Origin of the sequence: Paenibacillus sp. 1A_MP2 (assembly GCF_052244825.1) — a bacterium.
Taxonomy (GTDB): Bacteria; Bacillota; Bacilli; order Paenibacillales; family Paenibacillaceae; genus Paenibacillus; species Paenibacillus vandeheii.
On sequence record NZ_JBQQCS010000001.1, the window covers coordinates 906,312 to 924,624 of the forward strand.

Annotated in this window: 9 protein-coding genes and 1 pseudogene; 9 read left to right on the forward strand and 1 reads right to left on the reverse strand. The window is 50.1% G+C overall.

Annotated features, from left to right (window positions below; genetic code table 11):
* The first annotated feature begins 64 nt into the window (after positions 1–64).
* From ACTWJ7_RS04555 to ACTWJ7_RS04570, 4 genes are all read left to right on the forward strand, one after another.
* Positions 65–442, forward strand: a complete 378-nt coding sequence (locus tag ACTWJ7_RS04555; RefSeq protein WP_024632799.1) for a phasin family protein — start codon at positions 65–67, stop codon at positions 440–442.
* Positions 443–2,113, forward strand: coding sequence for an ABC1 kinase family protein (locus ACTWJ7_RS04560; RefSeq protein WP_079347775.1), 1,671 nt, complete (start codon positions 443–445; stop codon positions 2,111–2,113).
* A gap of 741 nt (positions 2,114–2,854) precedes the next feature.
* Positions 2,855–4,306 (forward strand): SulP family inorganic anion transporter, encoded by a 1,452-nt coding sequence (locus ACTWJ7_RS04565; protein ID WP_301880281.1) that lies wholly within the window; start codon positions 2,855–2,857, stop codon positions 4,304–4,306.
* A gap of 475 nt (positions 4,307–4,781) precedes the next feature.
* Positions 4,782–6,362: a DEAD/DEAH box helicase gene (locus ACTWJ7_RS04570; RefSeq protein WP_301880280.1), complete on the forward strand. Its 1,581-nt coding sequence runs from the start codon at positions 4,782–4,784 to the stop codon at positions 6,360–6,362.
* Between the two features lie 235 nt (positions 6,363–6,597).
* Here ACTWJ7_RS04570 and ACTWJ7_RS04575 read toward each other — a convergent pair whose 3' ends face one another.
* Entirely contained in the window at positions 6,598–7,530 is a 933-nt protein-coding gene (locus tag ACTWJ7_RS04575) for a hypothetical protein (protein ID WP_301880279.1), read from the reverse strand.
* Positions 7,531–8,066: 536 nt separating this feature from the next.
* Here ACTWJ7_RS04575 and ACTWJ7_RS04580 point away from each other — a divergent pair.
* The 5 genes and pseudogenes from ACTWJ7_RS04580 to ACTWJ7_RS04600 all read left to right on the forward strand — a co-directional run bounded on the left by ACTWJ7_RS04580 (position 8,067) and on the right by ACTWJ7_RS04600 (position 18,234).
* Positions 8,067–9,859 (forward strand): annotated as a pseudogene (locus tag ACTWJ7_RS04580) (vWA domain-containing protein).
* A gap of 263 nt (positions 9,860–10,122) precedes the next feature.
* Entirely contained in the window at positions 10,123–13,512 is a 3,390-nt protein-coding gene (locus ACTWJ7_RS04585) for a tubulin-like doman-containing protein (RefSeq protein ID WP_301880277.1), read from the forward strand.
* 1 nt (position 13,513) lies between these two features.
* Entirely contained in the window at positions 13,514–16,078 is a 2,565-nt protein-coding gene (locus ACTWJ7_RS04590; protein ID WP_301880276.1) for a transcription initiation factor TFIID, read from the forward strand.
* Positions 16,079–16,282: 204 nt separating this feature from the next.
* Positions 16,283–17,566, forward strand: a complete 1,284-nt coding sequence (locus tag ACTWJ7_RS04595; RefSeq protein ID WP_079347761.1) for a vWA domain-containing protein — start codon at positions 16,283–16,285, stop codon at positions 17,564–17,566.
* A gap of 20 nt (positions 17,567–17,586) precedes the next feature.
* Positions 17,587–18,234: a beta-mannanase gene (locus ACTWJ7_RS04600; RefSeq protein WP_301880275.1), complete on the forward strand. Its 648-nt coding sequence runs from the start codon at positions 17,587–17,589 to the stop codon at positions 18,232–18,234.
* Positions 18,235–18,313: the final 79 nt, after the last annotated feature.

The following is an 18,313-nucleotide window of genomic DNA, read 5'->3' on the forward strand; positions in this document are numbered from 1 at the left end:
TCTTTTGTGAGTAGGTGATTTAAGGGGTATACTATAGAGATCAACGAAGAGGAGGATGACAAGAATGAGCGATTTGTTCAAAAAGGCGATCTCGTTAGGGCTCGGTCTTACTGTTGTAAGCAAGGAGAAAATTGAGAAAACCGTGGATGATCTGGTCAAGCGCGGGGAACTTGCGCCCGGTGAATCCAAAGCGTTGGTCGAACGGCTGATGGAACGGGGCGATGAAGAGCAGGGCCAGTTCAAGAGAATGATTCACGAACAGGTCAAGCGTGTCCTTCAGGAAGTGGGCGTTCCATCCGAGAGTGATGTAACCAGTTTGGAACAGCGTGTTACCGTCCTTGAGAAAAAGCTTGCGGAACTGGGTCACACACCACAGCTTCAACCTGATGTATCCCCAGCTCCACTTGAAGTTCCTCCTCTCAAAGGAAACGAGATCGAGTAGATGGCTGTGCGAATCAAACATGTCGGCAGATACCGGGAAATTGCCATGGCGCTGGTGCGTCATGGCTTCGGTTATATGGTCGAGGAGCTGGGCTTGTTCCAGTTGCTGGCCATACCCCGGCGATGGATGTCGCGTGAGGCACCCACTACCAAAACACTGAGTGAGCGCATTAGACTTGTGCTGCAGGAGCTGGGGCCGGCTTTCGTCAAGCTGGGGCAACTCGCAAGCACAAGGGCGGATTTGTTGCCGGAGTCTGTCATCCGCGAACTCGTGAAGCTGCAGGATCAGGTCCCGCCGTTTTCCTCGGAGACGGCACGGGGTATTTTGGAACAGGAATTGGATACACCGCTGGAGGAGATCTTTTCCCGGTTCGAGGATACCCCTGTGGCTGCGGCTAGTATCGGACAGGTGCATCTGGGCAAACTTCAGAGCGGTGAGGCGGTAGCCATTAAAATCCAGCGACCTGGCATTTCGCGTATTGTTCAGCGCGATCTGGATATTTTACGAGAGTTGACAGCTATGGCGGAGAAGCGCTGGGATTGGGTGAAGCAATATCAGATCCCGCAAATGGTAGAAGAGTACGCCCAGGCACTGATGGCCGAGCTGGATTATACGATCGAGGGTCGTAATACGGAAAAGATTGCACAGCAATATCAGCAGGATAACAAAGTGAAAATACCGCTGATCTACTGGGATCAAACTTCTTCTCGTGTGCTCACCATGGAGTACATCGAAGGCATTAAGCTGAATGATCGTGACGAGCTGATTAAACGTGGGCATGATCTGAATAACATTGCGCAGAGACTGGTGGATTCGTTGTTGAACCAGATCTTCATTCATGGATTCTTTCATGCTGATCCACATCCGGGCAATTTGATGGTGTTGAAGGATGGCCGGCTTGCCTTTATCGACTTCGGCATGGTGGGCAGCCTGAGTGATGAGATGAAGCAGCATCTGGCTTCGCTCATTATCGGATTGATGCGCAAGGATACGGACAGCATGATCCGGGCGATTGAGAAGCTGGGCATGATGCCGGATGATATGGATTTGCGTGGGCTTCATAGCGATCTGGACAAGCTCCGCAGCAAATACTACGATATTCCCTTTTCCAAAATTAGCGTAGGTCAAGCGCTGAATGACCTGTTCGGCGTGGCCCAGCGACACCGGGTTGTGATGCCTGCCGACATTTTGCTGCTGGGTAAATCGCTGCTCACGATGGAGGGCGTCGTCGAACACCTTGATCCTACGTTGAGTATTGTGGATATGGCAGAACCCTTTGGTCGAAAGCTGATCAAGGAACGCTTCAATCCCGGAAGGATCAAGAATCGTCTGTTCCGCAGTGCTGCGGATATGGCTGAGAGTGTCATGGGTCTGCCTGGACAGCTAAGACAGCTCTCCTCCATCATCAGTAAAGGCAAGCTAAGGCTGGAGATCAGTGTACCTGAACTGGATGCGCTCATGCGAAGAATGGATCAGATCAGTAATCGGCTGTCTTTCAGTATTGTTCTGCTCGCATTTTGTATCATTATGGTCGGGTTGATCATCGGTTCTTCGATCAGTCACCAGTCAACCATGCTGTGGGATATTCCGGTCATTGAGATTGGATTCCTGGTGGCGATTCTGATGGTGGCCTTCCTGCTGTATTCGATATTCAAATCGGGAAGATTTTAATAACAACAAGACCCGTAAAGAGACTTTTTTTAAAGGATCTTTGCGGGTTATTTTTTTTGAAAGGGTGAGGTTTGTTTGAAAAAGATGCGTAGTAACTTGATTTTATCGTTTTTAACCGGCATTTTTGCGTATTATATCATTGCTAGGACCATAACCATGAATGCCATAATGGTTTGTCTAGCAGCTACAGGAATCTTAGCTATAATTTATCTGGTCATTTTTTTAATAAAGAAAAACCGTCAGGCTAAAGGATAGAGTCGAGTCGCAACAGATTTTTTGAGAAAAGTTTGTTTGAGAAAGAGTATCTTGGAGTAAAATAACGCAAGCTTAAGAAAATACGAGATTTGCTCCTGATTTTTCAGTTAAACTGTGTTAGTACATATCGCTTTCTATGTCTATAATAATAGGTCAGTACATTAACGGACCCGGTTTTTCTGAGAGGGAAAAACCAAGAGGCATTATGATCGGCTCACGATGTCTCGAAGGCAAGAAACCTGGAAGTAGCAATGGAATTACGTGGTGCTCACTGGAACGGATAATGACATGTTCCGACCTGATGTCGGATAATTTAGCTAAATCATGGGAAATCATGTAATTCAGGCACGTATAGATTCATTTTGCGGGAGGGTATTCCGCTGTTTTGTGCTGTCTGTCGTGGTTGATCAGTGACGAACCGTTCCATTGCAAATCAGGAGAAGACAAATTTGAAGTTATACACGTAGGAGGAACGGCAAGAGACATATGAATACGTTAAAACAACAATGGTTTGGTAACATTCGCGGTGACGTGCTGGCAGGCATTACGGTAGCGCTGGCGCTTATTCCGGAAGCCATTGCCTTCTCCATCATTGCAGGCGTTGATCCGATGGTCGGCTTGTACGCTTCCATTACAATTGCCATTGTGATCTCGATTGCGGGTGGAAGGCCAGGTATGATCTCGGCGGCAACGGGTGCCATGGCGGTGCTGATGGTCGGACTCGTCAAGGATTATGGCGTGGAATACTTGTTTGCCGCTACGATTTTGACGGGTATCATTCAGTTTATTCTGGGGATTTTCAAGGTTGGACGGTTTATTACGTTTGTGCCCCACTCGGTACTGACCGGGTTTGTGAATGCCCTGGCGATTCTGATCTTTATGGCACAGCTGACCCACTTCACAGGTGCGAATTGGATCATGTATGCGATGGTAGCGGTTACGCTGGCGATCATTTATATTTTGCCGCGTTTTTTCAAAAGCGTTCCGGCGCCCTTGATTGCTATTGTGATCATGACGATCATTACGGCGCTGTTACATCTGGATGTCAAAACCGTAGGTGATATGGGGAATCTCACGAGTACCCTGCCGATGTTCCATCTGCCCAATATCGACTGGTCCCTTAATACCCTAATGATTCTGCTTCCTTATTCGTTCACGCTGGCTCTGGTAGGTTTGCTGGAATCCTTGCTGACTGCAACGATTGTGGATGAAATGACCGAGACCAAGAGCAGCAAAAACCGGGAAGTGCGTGGTCAGGGGATTGCCAACTTTGTTAATGGCCTTTTCGGTGGCATGGGTGGCTGTGCGATGATCGGACAGTCGGTTATTAATGTGAAGTCAGGTGGCCGAGGTCGATTATCGACATTTACGGCTGGGGCTTTCCTGGCCATATTATTATTATTGCTCAGTGGTGTGGTGAAAGAGGTGCCGATGGGTGCGCTCGTAGGCGTCATGTTTATGGTGTGCATCGGTACGTTTGACTGGAGCTCCATCAAAAATATTGCGCGTGTGCCACGGGCGGAAGCTATCGTTATGGTCGTTACGGTAGCGATTGTGGTCTACACCCATGATCTGTCGATTGGTGTTATGGTCGGCGTTGTGCTCAGTGTGCTGCATTTTGGCTGGAAACAGACCAAGATTCGCGTGCAGGCCAATCAGGAACAAGGGCAGAAGGTGTATCGGGTTCACGGACCGTTCTTCTTCGGTTCATCCGCTCGTTTCGTTGATGAGTTCAATGCGGAGGCAGACCCGGAGGTGATCACGATTGATTTTGGAGGCTCACATATTTGGGATAACACGGCGGTTGTTGCCATTGGTAAAGTGAAATTCAAATACGCGAAGCTGGGCAAAACGGTGCATCTGCGTGGACTGAACGAGGAAAGCTCCCGTTTGCTTGAGAAGAGCGGATTTGCTACGGCACAAGGGCACGGTTCCTAATAACTTATACAGATGAACAAGTGAGCTTAATATGTAGATAAATGAATTTAGATGAGTCACATGGATGAATGATAAGGGGCTGTCCTGCAAGTCATGAAGGATCATGACGGGACGGCCTCTTTCGTTATCTGCATTTTCTCGTTAAATCAGCTTGGAATAACGTGGCTGGAATTCGTTACAATTTTAAAGGGTACCATCACCACAGTATAAGGTGTGTACGATTCGTTAACGCTTTAAACACAATGATCAGGGACAATTGTGGACAAATGCAGGAAAGTAACGTTCAATCCCCTTTTGTTTTGCTTGACTAACGTGTAAACTACAGGGTATGGAGAAGAAGAGCAACGGACCGATTGCTTTTTAAAAAATTCATTTCATAATCATGATTGATATACGGAAAACTAGTCTTGATTGAAGCCAAGTGAAAGCAATTATGAAATGGACTTATCTAAATGAATATACAGAGGTGTAACGATTGGCAAACTTTGAACAACTGGGCATTCGCCCGGAATGGTGCGAGATCCTGAAACATCAGGGCATCGCCGTGCCGACTCCGGTACAGGAGCGTTCGATTCCGGTATTGCTGGGTGGGCGCGATATTATTGCAGAGGCGCAGACGGGTACAGGGAAAACGCTCGCTTTTTTGCTGCCGATTATTCAGAAAATTAACGTATCCGACCGCTCGCCGCAAGCGCTGATTATTGCCCCTACGCGTGAGCTGGCGCTGCAAATTACGGAAGAAGCGAAGAAGCTGACTGCAAACGACGATAAGCTGCACGTTCTCGCGGTATACGGCGGACAAGATGTGGACAAACAGCTGCGCAAACTGCAAAACGGTACACAGATCGTGATTGGTACGCCGGGACGTCTCCTGGACCATCTGCGTCGTGGCACGTTGAAGCTGGACAATGTGAAAAAACTGGTGTTGGATGAAGCCGACCAAATGCTGCACATGGGCTTCTTGGATGATGTAGAGACTATCCTTAGTGAACTGCCACACAAACGGCAGACGATGCTGTTCTCGGCAACGATGCCGAAAGGCATTCGCAACCTGGCGAAGAACTACATGAAAGACCCGGAGGATGTGAAGGTATCCTCCAAGTCCGTGATTCCGATCAATCAGATTCGTCAGCAGGTGCTGGAGTGCACGGATCGTGGCAAACTTGAGGCACTTCGCGGCATGATTGATACGTATCGCCCGTACCTGGCGATTGTTTTCTGCCGCACCAAGCGCCGTGCATCCAAGCTGAATGAAGATCTGCGTGAAGCAGGTTATGCGAGCGATGAACTTCATGGTGATTTGTCTCAATCCAAGCGTGAGAACGTAATGAAAGCATTCCGCGACGCGAAATTGCAAATCCTCGTTGCTACGGATGTTGCGGCACGCGGACTGGATGTTGAAGGCGTAACGCATGTATTCAACTACGATATGCCACATGATGCGGAAAGCTATATCCACCGGATTGGCCGTACGGGTCGTGCTGGCGGCACGGGCCTTGCCGTGACATTTGCAACACAGCACGACAGACCTGAGCTTGCTCGTATTGAGGAAGGCACTAATCAGAAGCTCTCCCGTATCCAGTGGACAAGTGAAGGTCCGGTAGCATCAACTGGAGCAAATAGACGTTCCATCAACAGTCAGGGTGATGAAGAACGTTCTGGCGGACGCTCCGCCGGGACAGGCAGTGCCCGTCGCGGCGCAGGTCGTACTGGCCGCAGTGAAGGCGGACGTGGCGGACGTGGTGGTTCCCGCGGCGGTGAAGGCGGACGCAGCGGTGGTCGTAGTGGCGGCCGCAGTGGCGACGAGCGCAGCGCAGGCCGTGGTTCCGCGCGCAGCAGCGACAGCAGTCGCAGCACAGCGAGTCAAGGCGGGCGCGGTGCAGGTCGCAGCAGCGATGAGCGCAGCAGCGGCTGGGGCGGCCGTAGCGCCGACAAGCGCAGCTCCGGGCGCGGTAGTGAAGGCGGCCCAAGCAAGCAGGGGCGCGCAGGTCGGTCGGACTCTGCAGGACGCGGTCCAGCCAAGAGTGACCGCCGCGATTCTCGTCGCGGACGATAAAAGATAAAAACCTATGGCAGGTAGTCCTGGAAGAATGCCATACATTTTCCAAACATCAAAACACCTCATCCTAGACCTAAGGATGGGGTGTTTTTTCGTCGAAGCTTATATGATAAAAATGATACGATGTCACGCGTAATTCCATTACGCATGCAGGGGTGAACGAATTTCAGGTCGTCTATATACAGGGATTGAGTTTGCACTAATTTACGTTTCGAGTCCATATTTAACAGCTTTACACACGAGCATCTGCGTAAGAATCCCGATATTTCTCGTTATACACCCGACCCACTGATTCCGCCAGACCACCGCGTGCCTTACCCGGATACAATTCCAGAGTTTGATAGAGTCGCATGAAACGATCTTTGGGCATAAAGCGGGCGTAGCGGGTAATAAGACTAGGGAACAACTCAATATATTTACTTTTACGTACAGCCGCGGCGGCGACAGCCGTCAGGATCTGAATGCCGTTGTGCAGCTGCAAAATATTAACCTCGTATGTGGCGATATACCGGATCGCATCCTCGCGAATTAATTCCGGCTTCAGCCGTGCGATTTCACCGATATATTCAGCGAGCAGCCGCTCGAAGCTGCGCAGCAGCAGAGGCTTGAGCTGCAGGTCCATATCGCTGCGCAGCACGAAGGATTGCAGCAACGCAACCTGCTGCAGACGAATCCGGTCGTTGTAGACGAGTGAGCCGATCTCCCTGAGCATTTCGTAGGCGAGCGCTTCATCCTGCTTGCGCGCTTCTGCGACAAGGGCCCAATTCCGGTTAATGCCCTGACGAATCGCCTCCTCATCCTGACGAAGCATTCGTTTGAATTCTCGCTGCTGTTCGATCTGGAAAGATCGCTTTTGCATGAAGATCAGTCCAGCGAGGAGCAGCAGGGAGACGCTGGCCGCTGCCATGGTCTGATCAATCGTTTCGCCGAAATAAGTAGCAGCCGCACCAAGAATTACTGTAATGAACAGGTCGCGTACAATTCGACGTTTCACGCGGGAAGCGGCGCGTTCTTCGGCTGAGGTGAGTGTGCCCCGCCCACAGGCGGTACACTGGTCCTCCCAAAGACAGGTATACTGTCCGCACCGCTTGCAGACACGCAACTTTTGAAAAGCATGCGTCGTTCTTATAAAAGGCCTGATGGATACAACTTGTTTAGAACTCATGCTCAATCACGCTCGCCATTCAGAATAGTGTAGAGGGTTCGATCTGCATCTTCCCGGGAAACGGGTTTGCGCCGATGAAGCAGGAACGCAATTCCCTTTATCATGACAAAAAGAAACAATATGGCGAGGCATCCGTATGTAACCATAATCCGTTCCTTTCTATGGCTTGATCATTTTGCTTATATTATAAGATGAACTATTGTTTGCACACCCGAGTCAATTCGATGGCAGTACAACCTTTCTGCCCTCTCCGTTAACGTGTGATGCTTATATTCATTTTATAAACGATAATGTTTACGGATCAAGCGTCGTTATATTGCAGTTTACTGGCAATAACTATATCATATTTCCATAGTTGGAACTTTAGTGACAGATTAAGACGTGAGAACGTCGATTTTTGTCAGTCATTACAAAACTGTAACTGAAGATAGGGGTGCTTTTCAGAATTTATTAGTAGACTGTTAAGATTTCCTTAAGGCTTGACGCCTATAATAAACTATTCCCATTTTAATCTCAAACGTGAAGGAGTACACCTAATGCTGCGGACAAGCAAAATACGCTGGCTCAGCGGAACTCTGGTTCTGCTGGCAATTCTAACGCTGCTGCTACCTCAGGCGTTGCTGCCACATGCTGCAGCGGCTCAGGCACAGACAAGTGGAATCGATGCGGTACTTGTAGCCGATGTAAGTAATTCAATGAATACAAGTGACCGTGACAAGATCAGCAATGAAGCCATGAAAATGTTTATTGATATGCTGCCGGTCCAGGGGGACAAGGTAGGGATTGTTGCTTACACCGATCAGGTGGAGCGGGAAAAGGCATTGCTGGAGATACAGTCCGATGCGGACAAGAGCAGCCTGAAAGATTTTATTGATCAGCTGGGCCGAGGGCCCTATACCGATATTTCTGTCGGAGTGGCTGAAGCGGTGAATGTACTGAACCATGGAGCTGACAAGTCTCACTCGCCAATGATCGTGCTGCTGGCTGACGGCAACAATGATTTTAACAAAACCAAAGGCCGCACTCAGGCTCAGTCCGATGCGGATCTGGCAAAGGCCGTCAAGGAAGCAAAGGATCAAGGGATTCCCGTTTATACGATTGGACTGAACGCAGACGGTAAACTGAACAAGGATGCACTTGCAGATTTGTCTCAGCAGACCGGAGGCAAGTCCTTCATAACGGATACGCCGGATGACCTGCCGCAGATTCTGAGTGAAATTTTTGCGGATCATGCCAAGCTGAATGTGGTGAAGCTACCCTCCATTACAGGAAACGGCAGTTATCAGGAAGTTACCGTGAACGTACCGAACGACAGTGTACTGGAAGCGAATATTTCGATCATGTCTTCAAAACAAGTGCAGATCGAATTAACCGATCCTTCCGGCAAAGCCGTGGATCTGAATTCGGATGCAGCCAAGCTCTCGACTTCGAAGAGTTATTCCTTGGTGAAGCTGCTTAAACCCCAGGAAGGCGACTGGAAACTTCGGGTAAAAGGGGCTCCCAAAGACAGCATCGATATCAACCTGTTGTTCAACTATGATCTCCAGCTCGTCGTGGACCCAATTAAGACCAAGTCCTATACGAAGGGCGACAAAGTCGATCTGACAGCCAAGCTGGAGAATGGGGACAACCGCTGCAGGATAATGATCTGTATGCCGATATGAAGGCGGCACTGGTCGTAAACGATCTGGATACAGGCAAAAGTGCGGAACAACCGCTAGAAAACACGGGCACCGGGTTCGCCGGAACGTTTGAAGTGCCGGACAACCATAACTATGAGCTTGTTATCCGTGCAGAAGAGGACAGCTTCTACCGGGAAAGTGCTCCAATCACGATCAACGCGGGTGGAGCAGCCGGAAGCGGAAATCAACCTACGACTTCTGCTGGCGAACAGGATAAACCGTTCCCATGGTTACCCGTTATTCTTGGCGTGATTGCCCTGGTCGTTGTAGCTGTTGGAGGCTGGTTCCTCATGGGCTGGCTAAAACGCAAAAACCGCGGATTTGTTGGGCAGATGGTTATTGAAATTCGGGATGAAAACACAGGGGACAAGTCGTATCCGCAATATAAAAAGCTGGCCTCCTTCCGGGGCAGATTTCATTTGCATCAGCTGTTACAGCTGGACCCTGAATTGAAGGAAACCGAAAAATATGTATTTACACCCAGCAATGGGGATCGAATTATAATCCGTAATACCGCAGGCGGAACGTTGGAGAAATCCGGCCGTGCCGTTGATGCAAGCTCAGGCGTTGAACTGAAGAACGGTGACCGACTGAGCATCCCGCTGCAACAGGCGGACAAGACCATTTTAATTGAGTATCTGGTCTAAGAATGAATACCAATTTAAGTTGAACCAACCATTTACACGAGAACGTAGAGGACAGAAATAACCTGAAGAAGCGGAAGCGTTCGCCTAAAAGCTTTCTGAAAGAAAGCTACATCGGAAGCATACGCTATCCCCAGATTTTCACCTTTGTAAAATATAATTAAAAAATCTGGGGATAACAGCGATCGGAAGGTTATTCTGTCATCGGAGTGGCAAGTGTAATTATTTTGTAGTTCCAACTGTGTTAACCAAAGGGAGGACTTGGAATGAAACCGATTGTTAGAGAACATATTCAGCAACTGGATGTATCGCTTGGCGGAGGGATTGTCAGCGAGAAAATTAGAGTCGATACCATTGATAACCCGATTCTGATTATCGGCCTTGGAGGAACAGGTATCGATGCGCTGCTGCGTCTTAAATACCAGATTAACCGACGCTTCAAGCTGCCACAGGACCCGGTATCCAAGAAAAAAATGGACAAACCGTCCAACGTGGAATTTCTTGCTTTTGAAACGAACGAACAGGATCGCGCCAAAAAGTATAAGGGCATCGGACTTGATCCAATTAATGAATTCGTATTGCTGTCCAATGCCGAGATTGGTGGACTGCTTCAGAACCGCAGCGTATTGGAGCCGTATATTACGGACTGGTTGTCTCCGGAGCTGAGCATCACCGATGGCATGAACGGTGCCGCAGGGGTCCGTCAGGCTGGACGTTTGCTGCTGTTTACGAAGATTAACCAGGTCGTTCAGGCGATCGACAAAAAGATCAAAACCTTATCCGTAGGCACCAACAAAAAACTGATGGTGTTCCTGCTGACAGGTCTTTCCGGTGGTACGGGCAGTGGTTGCTTCCTGGATATTTCCTATATCGTGCGCGGGATTATCGAACGCGATCATGGCTCTGCCGGGATTGACCGCGTGAACACGCTTGGATATCTGTTCACCCCAGACGTGAACCTTTCCAACAAAAGCTTGAGTGAACACACTCGTGAGTACATCCGCAAGAATGGTTACGCTGCGCTCAAAGAGCTGGATTACTGGATGAACGTGGATAGCCGGGGAGAACGTTTCTCCCAGAAATACGGCAATATTCTGACAGTAAATTCACCGCTGCCGCCGTTCAACCTGTGTCATCTGATTTCCGCAACCAATACGGAAGGCAAACTGCTGGAAAACGCCTACGATTACTGCATGAACGTCACCGCCGAGAACATCACCAACTTCATGGCGAGTGAGGAAAAGCAGTCGGGTGAGGAGTTCGCCATCCACGACTATATTAGCAACATTCGTACGAACATTGCGCAGATGAACAAGGCTTACCCGGCGAACTATGATTACAACATTATCGGTGCATCCTCCGCGGTACTGCCGATTGAAGAGATGACGACCTATCTGGCTTACCGCATGTTCGACAAAATGAGCACCATGTTCTCCAAAGCGCCGAATCAGGAGGATACCGAGAAGTTTGCCCGCAAGCTGGGCATTGATCTCGAAAGTGTGGTCAAGTCCTTTGAAGCCCGCGTGCCGGAGCCGCTGCCAGGTTACCAGAATAGCGAGCGTCTGTCCTATGGCAATGTAGTGAAATCACAGGTGGTAAACATGGACACCGAACTGGAGCAGAACTTCCTGGCTCGTGCCCGTGAAGAATATATCAAGGCGAAGAAGCAGCTGCCGGGTGAGATTGCGGGTCAGTTCACCGAACAGATCCGGCGTATGTTTTTGCATCCCGAACAGGGTCCGTTCTATGTGTCCCGTCTGATCTACACGGAAAAAGGCTTCTGTGTACTGAAGATGATTCAGTCGTACATTGAAACCCTGCGTGAGAATGCTTTCCGCATTCCGCGTGATATTGAGGCCGCTCAGGAGCAGTCCGAAGAGAAACTCGGCGATGCGAAGAGTGCTTTTGTTTCCAAAGAGAAGAAGAAGAATGCTTATATTGAAGCAAAAATTCATGAGTACTGGCTGCACGCCGATGTGGAACGCAATGATCAGATGATCGAGTTCTACGAGGATTTGTACGAATTGCTGAATCAGGAAAACAGTCGCATTTATAATGTATTTACCGAAACGCTGAACGCGCTCAGCTCGATTTTCTCCAAAAACGGGGATATTCTCACACGCGGCGAAGAACAGTCCGATCACAAAGGCAACAAGACGTACTATTGGAACGTTGTAAGTGTACCGGATATCGTCAGTGTGGTAGATGGACTGCTGGACAAGCGCGATACGGATGACCTGATTCGCGACTTCTCGCGTGAATTGCTGGAGAACTCCAGCCAGTGGGTGAAGGAAAATGAGATCGATATCGTCAGCTCCATCTCTGATTTCCTGACTGAAAAATTCGGCGATCTGATTACCCGCTCGATGGAAGACTTCCTGGTTATCAAGTATGGACAGGACGAGTCGGTCGAGAAATTCGTGGAACGCTTCATTGCAGGCAAACTGGATGATGAGGCCGTTCCGGTGTTCAATCTGAGCAACAGCACAGGCAGTCTGCATTTCCCATCTTGGGGATTCGTATCGGTGCCAGCACAGGCGCCGGGCATTCTGAGAGGGATTCGCAACTATCAGAACAATGCGGTGGGCAAATCCCATTTTACCGTCAAGGAAAGTGAAGTGCGCAACCGGATCTTCTGGCTGAACACTCGCAACGGGGTACCCCTGTTTGTGTACACGCCGCTTAAAGTCTATGAGGAGAGCTATGAACGTACCATTTTGGACAAAGAAGGCATCGGCCGCCATCTGGTGCAAACCGAGAAGAATAACTGGACCTATCTGCCATCTCCGATCCCTGAAAAGTCATGGGGTGATGTGTACGAGAACGCTCGGGTGAAGCAATACAATGCCCGTGTGCGTACGGAATTCGAGCAGGCGATTGGATACAGGATTGTTACGGCCAAAACGATTGACGAAAATACAAGCAACCGTTACGCCGTTGTTACGACCGAACCGTTCGATCTGTCCGCAAAGCTGGGTGCCTACGACATGCGCCTGACGTCTACTACGCCGAACCTGGGTGAAGTGAAGCGTGCAGTTATGGAACTGAAACGTCTGCAATCCGAAGGATTGCCACGGGTGTCGGTGAAGGACATTTTCGGAAGTATTAATGAAGATATGGCCAAAGAAAACCTGGTACGTTCCCCGCAGCTAATCGCCCGGGTACGTGAAGAGCTGGCGAAGATGAACGCCATCTCGGCCAAAGTCGCCGAACTGGAAGGCATTCTCGCCCAGCACCAGGACGAGGAGCAGTGGTATGACCGCTTCATCGAAGCACTCTACACGGATACCATCGTGAAAAAGGGCGCGCTGTATGTCTATGACCGTGATCCGGAAGAAGACGCATGGGAGCCGTTCGCAAACCTGATGAAGAGCCGCAACTTTGCTGAATATGAAGTGTTTGGCAACTTCCGTGGACTGGCGGAGAAGGATCGCAGCACATTGCTTCGCAAAGCTTCCCGTCGTGATAACGACCTGACCGCTTCCGAAGATATCACGCCACTGCTTAGCAAGGTGGATGATCTGGCTGCATTGTTCATGGAATCCCGTGATCGCCTGGAATACGAGCGAGTGGAATTGGCGAACGGGGAAGACATCTACCAGTTCTACAGAACGATGTCATCGAAACTGAATGACATTCGCAGAAGGCTGAAGTAAGATGGCGGCCGGGATGGAGTTCAGCTCGAACAATGCCCTGAAGCGTAATCTGGAGAAGTATGCAGCCCAGTATGCAACAGAGCAGGAACGCCAGGGCAGTCTGGGTGATGGTCGCAGCAGTATCCATTACCCTGCTCTGTTCCTGTTCGTGGGTGATCAGGTCGCTCCGGCAGTATCTGCTGTTCAGGAGATCAACCGGCTGAAATGGGATAACGGAGAAGGCGTAGTGTACGTACAGATTGGGACGGAAGATCAGGATGATGACCGTCATCGGAACCATGACAGCAGCGGACGAATGAAGCATGATAATGATAACGGTGGTCAGCTTGACCACCGTGAACATAGCGATGACCGTCAATCATCCTATCCAGTTGGGCATCGTCCGGCTGAAGCTATGGATCGCAGCACGTTCGATGACGGTCAGGTGACCCGCCACGTGCTTCCGATATCCGGGGCACAGACCGGGCGACCTTCCAAGACACTTCGTAAGGATGTACATCGCAGTTTTCACGATTCAGATCAGGCTCTCTATGGTCTGAATCGCACCTTGCGACGGGTGAGTAATCGTATTGCTGAATACGGACGTTTGTATTCATCATTCGATCGGATCTACGTGACGGTCGTGACTCGGGCAGACGATCCATTAAATGTGTTGTTACCGGAGCTTACCAAGCTGACCGAAACGATATTGGGTCAATCCTTCAAATCGGTACAGACCGATCTGCATGTGCTGGTCAGCGAGATGGAGCAGGTCGATTCCTTTGGATATGCAAGTGCAGCAGGACTCGCTTTTTTGCGGGAACTGGATTACATGCAAGGGCTGGACTATACGTTCAGCGGTAATCTGCTGGTTACAGAGGACGGTATCTCTATTCCGGTCGTGCATCCTGCATCGCCATTGTTCGATCTCGTATATATTTTGTCAGACAAAAACGAGCGGGGAACCGGCGTACCTGGCGGGTGGATCGAAAATGCCGAGATCATTTGCCGAATCTGTCTGCTCAAGAACCGGAAGCAGGAGCCTGATAGCTCCGGTGCCGTTTCAAGCACTGGAGCCAACACCTATAACAATACATCGTTCAAAAACAATATTCGTACCACTTCGGATCAGCATGGTTATGCTAGTGCAGGTTTTGCCGAGATCAGACGGCCGAACAAACCGATTGCACTTGCGGTGTTGTATCACCTATATCGTTATCTGCTTGAACGGATGCGGCAGGAACCCGAGTGGAGCATCAAGGACAAGCTTGTCTTCTTTGGACTGGACGGGGCTTCGGTAGAGCGTAAAGTGGAAGGTATTCTTCCCGATGAGGACCTGGTTAGCGGCATGAGCGGCATTATGACGCATAACGTCAGCTTCACGGAACTAAAGCCGCTCTCACTGCGTGAAGCGGAGAGAGCGCTGTTCGGCCATGGGGCAGAGGCGTACTTCCGTGATAACGTGGTCCGTCTTGCCGAGGAACGAGTGCGTCAGCGCAGCACAGAAGGCTCGCTTCGTCGCCAAGCCGAGCATTCACGGACGGAGCATCCCGAGATTGGCTATTTTCAGTGGGCCGCCTGGAGTGACAACGGGTTCGGCAGTGTGCGTGAGGCCTTGCTTGGACTGATCCGGGATAAATCGGTGCAGCTTGAATCCGCACGTTCTTTGCTTGAGCAGCGGCAGCAGGAGCGGGTAGAGGATCAGTCGTTCAAACGGGCATTGTTCCGTGACAAACAAAATGTGCGCAACCTGATCGATTGTTTGCTGGAGCGCGTGTATGTACCCAAGGTTGAATTGCTGCGTCTGGAGAATGAATTGCAGCTGCTTCGTGTCTACGACACAGAGATGGAGCATCTGCATACGTTCAGTCAGAAGGTAACGGAGACACTGGCAGCGCTGGAACGTACCATGCGTGAGACCGCTCTAGAGAGCATCGCCGCAGCCGATGAGTACATCGGGCAGAACGTAATGGAATACTACGGCAAAGTGACGGAAGCGCTGATCGCCGATTTGGAGGCAAAGCGCGGACGGGATGTTTGGTTCGAAGACCGCTATATGGGGGATATGAACCGGCTTGCTACGGAAGGAAACGAGCGACTCCTGCAACGTCTGATGGAAGTATGTCATGCCATGCTGCTTACAGCAGATCCGCTCCGGGTACCTTTTGAAGAAGAGCTGCTGCTACGGGCGAATGTTACCATTACCTATGGCGACAAAAACGTACTGACCCGTGATGATCTGTTCCGCAGATTGTACCGTACACTGGAGGAGCAGGCGGTCGTTCGGGTAAGGGTATTCGACTATACGCAGGAACATCGTTATGAAGAAAAATATTTCTTTGGTGATCACCATAGTGCCTTCATGGACTACGCGGCGCATGCCGAAGAGACGTCACGTATTTATAAACTGGGTGTGGTATACGAAGAACGAAGCAGTGGTGTGGAGAAGCTGAATCTGATGGGAGGCTTCCATCTGGAAGACCTGATGGTGTATCGTAACGGCCGGGTGTATTACGATTCGTATACGGAGAATGGTTATGAGCTGCATCCCTCCGATCTGGCCGAGAAGCTGTCAACCATGCGCTAAAACATAAGGCCGTGTCTCTTATGGACGGAAGGGAGGTACAGATGGGGTTGAACTATGAGGGCGGGCAAGTTTAATTTTCATTGTTCCTTCATGGCTCAACGTCGATCTGTTTTCCGCTTGGGATACGGAGTCGTTCATTTTTGATTGCCCATCTTGTATTAATTCAGCCTACTCTTGGCTGGTTTGGAAAGGATGCATGCAAACATGCAGCGAAAAATCAATCTTCTCCTGGTCCTGTTCAGCCTCATTGGCGGAGCTGTGGGCTTTGCGGCTGGAGAAATCATGCTGCGTCAGTGGCTTGGAGAAATGCCTCGTCTATTGTTGATGGGATTATACTTTGGCGTGCTGGCGCTTAGCGTGGGATTGTTCTGCTTACTCGCAGAAATGATCTCGCCAAAGCTGAACGGAGCTTCCTGGAAGCTAAGATATTTGGGGCTGTCCTGGAAACTGCTTGTTCCGGCAACGCTGGCACTACTTTTTGTCGTCGGACTAGCCCTGCAATTGCTGTATCAGATTAACCCGGGCGGTGCAAAGCAAGTCAAAGATATTATACTGATGATCGATAATTCAGGCAGTATGAGTGATACGGACCCGGATAACGGCCGCTTTGAAGCAGCCAAAACACTGATCAGCCAAATGGAGAGCGATAAACAGGTAGCTGTGATTACCTTTGATGATCAGCCGCAGCTGCTGCAGCCGTTCATTCAGATGGACAGTGAAGCGGCCAAAAATGAGGTATACAGCAAGATTGACGGCATCGTGACGACCTCCGGCGGCACCAATTTCGATGCAGTGCTGCGCGAAGCGATGGAGCAGATTAAGGGCAAGCAGGACTCGAAACGCGGTACGGTGGCGATCCTGCTATCCGATGGATTTAGTGATGTAGACACATCCGGCATTTTGTCTGAGTATGCAAATGAACAGATTGCCGTCAATACGGTGGGTCTGAGTCTGGTAGACCCTTCTGGAACCGATTTGCTGCGTCATATTGCACAGCAGACGGGTGGTACGTACTATGATGTACCGAATTCCGGGGGCCTTAATCTCGCATTTCAGCAAATTTACGATACGATCGATGAACGTACACTGGTGACCGAACGTACAGGCATGATGGAGCACAGTACGTATCTGGCTATTTTCCGAGTGGCTGCCCTGCTTCTGATTGGCGTAGCGCTGGGCATATCGCTTGGGCTGGTATTCGATAACCGCCATTTGGCGGTCAGCTTCGGTATAGGTGGTGCCGTATCCGGTCTATTGGCAGGACTCCTGCTTGAATGGGGTCTGGACGGATCAGCGGTTGGTGATGCATTTGTAAGATTCGGAGCGATGCTCATCTTATCTGCTGTGTTAACCCTGTTCACCTGGATCATTCCAATCAAGGAGAATACACCGCGGAAGACTCGTGGGCGCCGCGAGGCTGGTGCAGGAGCCAATTCGGCGGAAGGATTCGGTCAGCGGGGAAGAGATACGCGCAGCAAAGGATTTTAACGTCTGGAGGTAGACGATAGATGCGTTTTACGGATGCAGAACCTTCAGCGCCCCTGATTCGCAGACTGACACTTGCAGTGGACGAGAGCCAGTGTACACTTCGCTGGCTCTGGCCAGATCGTGTGGAAGCTGTATATGTTGAACGGCTGGAGCTCGATATGATGAGCGATGATCGTACCGGGGAAGAGGCTGCTCAGGGCAAGCTGAAGCTATACACGAAAGAAGAATACAAGGCGAGTAATGGATATATGGATCGCATCACGGGTTTTGGTGCCATCCGGTACACGGTGTATGGCTGTCAGATGGAGGAAGATGGGCCAGTTCTCGTGCGTCAGCGTGATGGGGACAACACGGTGATTGCAAGCGCAGGCAAGGCGGATATTCGCTTTTCCATCCGGTACAAGAGCGGTTTTTTTCAGAAACGAAAAAGTGTGCTGATGACCATCACGGCCGAAGCACCTGTTCCGAAGGAAGCGCTCTGTTATGTCCGCAAGCAAGGCGGGGTTCCGTTGAACAAGGAAGATGGCACGGTGTACCCTTTTGTGAGTGATTTTGCTCCCGGAAGAAATGAGATGCCACCCGTCGAGGTAGCCAAGGACGATTACGTGAGATTGTTCTTCACGGACGGACCAAAGTATGGATCCGCCTATAGGCTTATATCAGATTAGATAGTTAGGAATCAAAAAAATCTGGGGATAACAGCGATTGGAAGGTTACTCTGCCATCGTAATGCGAGTGTAAATCAAC